At 59.9% G+C, this 3,165-nt stretch carries 3 protein-coding genes; 1 reads left to right on the top strand and 2 read right to left on the bottom strand.

Annotation, left to right across the window (positions count from 1 at the left end; genetic code table 11):
- Positions 1-2 precede the first annotated feature (2 nt).
- Positions 3-1,343 (top strand): SLC13 family permease, encoded by a 1,341-nt coding sequence (locus AC1D1Z_RS35650; RefSeq protein WP_477853502.1) that lies wholly within the window; start codon positions 3-5, stop codon positions 1,341-1,343.
- Between the two features lie 169 nt (positions 1,344-1,512).
- On the opposite strand, the gene AC1D1Z_RS35645 is transcribed toward AC1D1Z_RS35650, so the two are convergent.
- Together AC1D1Z_RS35645 and AC1D1Z_RS35640 are read right to left on the bottom strand one after the other, a co-directional pair.
- The gene (locus AC1D1Z_RS35645; protein ID WP_018245583.1) at positions 1,513-2,082 is read right to left on the bottom strand and encodes a nucleoside 2-deoxyribosyltransferase; all 570 of its coding nucleotides are present in this window, start codon (positions 2,080-2,082) and stop codon (positions 1,513-1,515) included.
- Between the two features lie 288 nt (positions 2,083-2,370).
- Positions 2,371-2,961: a TetR/AcrR family transcriptional regulator gene (locus AC1D1Z_RS35640; RefSeq protein ID WP_026188688.1), complete on the bottom strand. Its 591-nt coding sequence runs from the start codon at positions 2,959-2,961 to the stop codon at positions 2,371-2,373.
- Positions 2,962-3,165 lie beyond the last annotated feature (204 nt).

Raw genomic sequence — 3,165 nt, 5'->3', positions numbered from 1 at the left:
GTATTGAATTACTGTCCATAGGCCTGCTGATCGCCATGTTCATCATTGCGACGATCCAGCCAATCAACATGGGTGCGCTCGCTTTTGCCGGCGCCTTCGTGCTCGGCTCCATGATCATCGGGATGAAAACCAACGATATATTTGCCGGCTTTCCGAGTGATCTGTTCCTGACGCTCGTCGCCGTCACCTACCTCTTCGCCATAGCGCAGATCAACGGCACGATCGACTGGCTCGTCGAATGTGCCGTCCGCCTGGTGCGCGGGCGGATCGGCTTGATTCCCTGGGTGATGTTCCTGGTCGCCGCCATCATTACTGGCTTCGGCGCACTTGGGCCTGCTGCAGTCGCCATTCTCGCACCCGTCGCGTTGAGCTTTGCAGTGCAGTACCGCATTCATCCGGTGATGATGGGTCTGATGGTGATCCACGGCGCGCAGGCAGGCGGCTTCTCGCCGATAAGCATCTATGGCGGAATCACCAACCAGATCGTTGCGAAGGCCGGCCTGCCTTTCGCTCCGACCTCGCTGTTTCTTTCCAGCTTCTTCTTTAACCTGGCGATCGCGGTGCTGGTCTTCTTCGTGTTCGGTGGCGCGAGGGTGATGAAGCACGATCCCGCATCACTTGRCCCCTTGCCCGAACTCCATCCCGAGGGCGTATCGGCGTCGATCAGGGGCCACGGCGGCACGCCTGCAAAACCGATCAGAGAGCATGCCTATGGTACGGCGGCCGATACCGCGACGACGTTGCGTCTGAACAATGAGAGAATTACCACCTTGATCGGCCTGACGGCGCTCGGCATCGGCGCCCTGGTTTTCAAGTTCAATGTTGGCCTCGTCGCCATGACCGTCGCCGTCGTCCTCGCGCTGCTGTCACCGAAGACCCAGAAGGCCGCAATCGACAAGGTCAGTTGGTCGACCGTGCTGCTGATTGCCGGCATCATCACCTATGTCGGCGTCATGGAGAAGGCCGGTACGGTCGACTACGTGGCGAATGGCATATCCAGTCTCGGCATGCCGCTACTGGTGGCGCTTCTGCTTTGCTTTACGGGCGCCATCGTCTCGGCCTTTGCTTCCTCGACCGCGCTGCTCGGCGCGATCATCCCGCTTGCCGTTCCGTTCCTCCTGCAAGGGCACATCAGCGCCATCGGTGTGGTCGCGGCGATCGCCATCTCGACGACGATCGTCGACACCAGCCCATTCTCCACCAACGGCGCCCTTGTCGTCGCCAATGCGCCGGACGACAGCCGTGAGCAGGTGTTGCGACAGCTACTGATCTACAGCGCCTTGATCGCTATCATCGGTCCGATCGTTGCCTGGTTGGTGTTCGTCGTGCCCGGGCTGGTTTGACGACGGGCTGCTCCCAGCGAAAAGTGTGCCGAGCCCTGTTCGGCACACTTGGAGACCGTGGATGTCCCGATCACGGAAACGGGGAAAAACGTTTTCAAGGGAGAGCGATCCGGCGTGAAGCGGGGGGCCAGCTCTTGCCAACTAGAAGGACGTCTTATCATTCGGCGCCTTAGCGCAGTTTCTCAACGGCGACGGCAAGACACGCTTTGAACGCGGCGAGATCCGTATAGAGTGCATCCCGCGCCGCGTCTCCGATGATCAGGACGCCACCGCGCCGCTCAATTCCGGCGTGCAGCATCAGATTGTCGGCTAGGCCGAAATCCTCGACCGCAATTCCATTCGGGTCCCGCAGTCGACCTTCAGCATCATAGGCGACGGCCCCGCCATAAAGATCGCTCACCCGCCCGCTGTGATCGCGGGCCACATTCGTGTAGGCGAACACAGGCTTACCGCTTGCGCACATAAAGCCGAGTTCGAAGGCCGTCCCTGTATCGGCGGCGATGCCACGAAAGGGCGTCAGATTGGCGATGATCGCGTCAGCCTCAATCATCATCTTCTCGTCCACTGCGTTTATCGCAGCCGCCCGCTCGCGCTTCGAGTTCGTGTGCGGGATTTCCAGATCGCCAGGCGAGAGCGGAATAAGTCCCGCCTCACGGGCAAGTGCCGCCTTGCGGTCGAGCATTTCACGGGCGTTGGGAAGGAAGACCTCCGGACCGGCGAGATAAACTTTTTTTATCATAGAATCGCACCTAAAAGGGATGGGCTTGGCATCAAAATACCTCCCTCGCTCTACAGCGAAGTAGGATCACAATCCAGTGGGCGAAACCGCCCATGCCGCAGCGCGTATCTGCACGCGTAGAGATCACGCCGCCGTGCTGCAGATTGTAAGTGCAGCATAGGCAACGCGGTGCCATCGCCACGTCAGGCCTGCTCGTGCTCGATGTCAATGTTGGCGGCGCGGCCCCGCTCGACGTCAACACGGTGCGCAATGAACTGCCCGCGGCGACTGAGCGGGGAATCAAACACCTCATTCCTGTCTGCGTAGGCTCCCCAACATAGCCTTGAACCCCGCGACCGCCCGCTTCGAAACCGCCTCCGGATTCTCCGCATTGGCGATCCACAGCGCCATATGGCTGCTGGCGCCATTGATGAGGCGAGCGGCGGTTTCGGTGTCGATGTCGATGATCTCGCCATCGGCCTTGAGACGGTCGAGGCTGCGAGAGAGGGCGGCGATACAGCCGGGGGTGTTCTGCCATTGCGAGATATCGCCGAGTACGGCAGGGCCATCGCGAAACATGATGCGCTGGATTTCGGGCTCAAGCGCCATTTCGATATAAGCGGAGCACTCATCGACAAAGCCCTGCCAGCGCGTGGGAGCGGCGGCCGAGACCTCATTCAGCCGTTCAGTCATTTCCGCGTCGATTTCCATGATGACGGCCTGGAGCAGGCCCCTCTTGTCACCGAAATGGTGATAGAGGGCCCCGCGCGTCAGTCCCGCTTCGCCGGTGAAATCGTCCATCGAAGCTTCCGCGTAGCCGATCGTGCCAAAGGCACGCCGCCCGGCTGCGATAAGTTTGCCGCGGGTCTCTGCGATCATCTCCTGGCGCGGTTTGCGCATGGCTACTCCATTGACATACGCCGCGTATCTTTTTCATTGACATACGGGACGTATGCATTATCTAGACACATACGCTTCGTATATAAGTGTTCTATCCGATAGCTGGAAGGATCGTCCCATGTCAAATCCGTATAAACAAATATTCGCGGCACCTGGGGCCAAGGGCTTCTCCGCAGCCGGCTTTTTCGCACGCCTTCCCATCGC

The organism is Rhizobium sp. P1_E1 (assembly GCF_056406015.1).
Note: the sequence above shows the minus strand (reverse complement) of the source record. Positions and strands in the feature narration are given on the sequence as shown.

What these genes read in the sequence shown, in the direction of transcription:
- AC1D1Z_RS35640 (WP_026188688.1), bottom strand. Translation starts at nt 2,961, where the DNA reads ATGCGCAAACCGCGCCAGGAGATGATCGCAGAGACCCGCGGCAAACTT.
- AC1D1Z_RS35645 (WP_018245583.1), bottom strand. Translation starts at nt 2,082, where the DNA reads ATGATAAAAAAAGTTTATCTCGCCGGTCCGGAGGTCTTCCTTCCCAAC.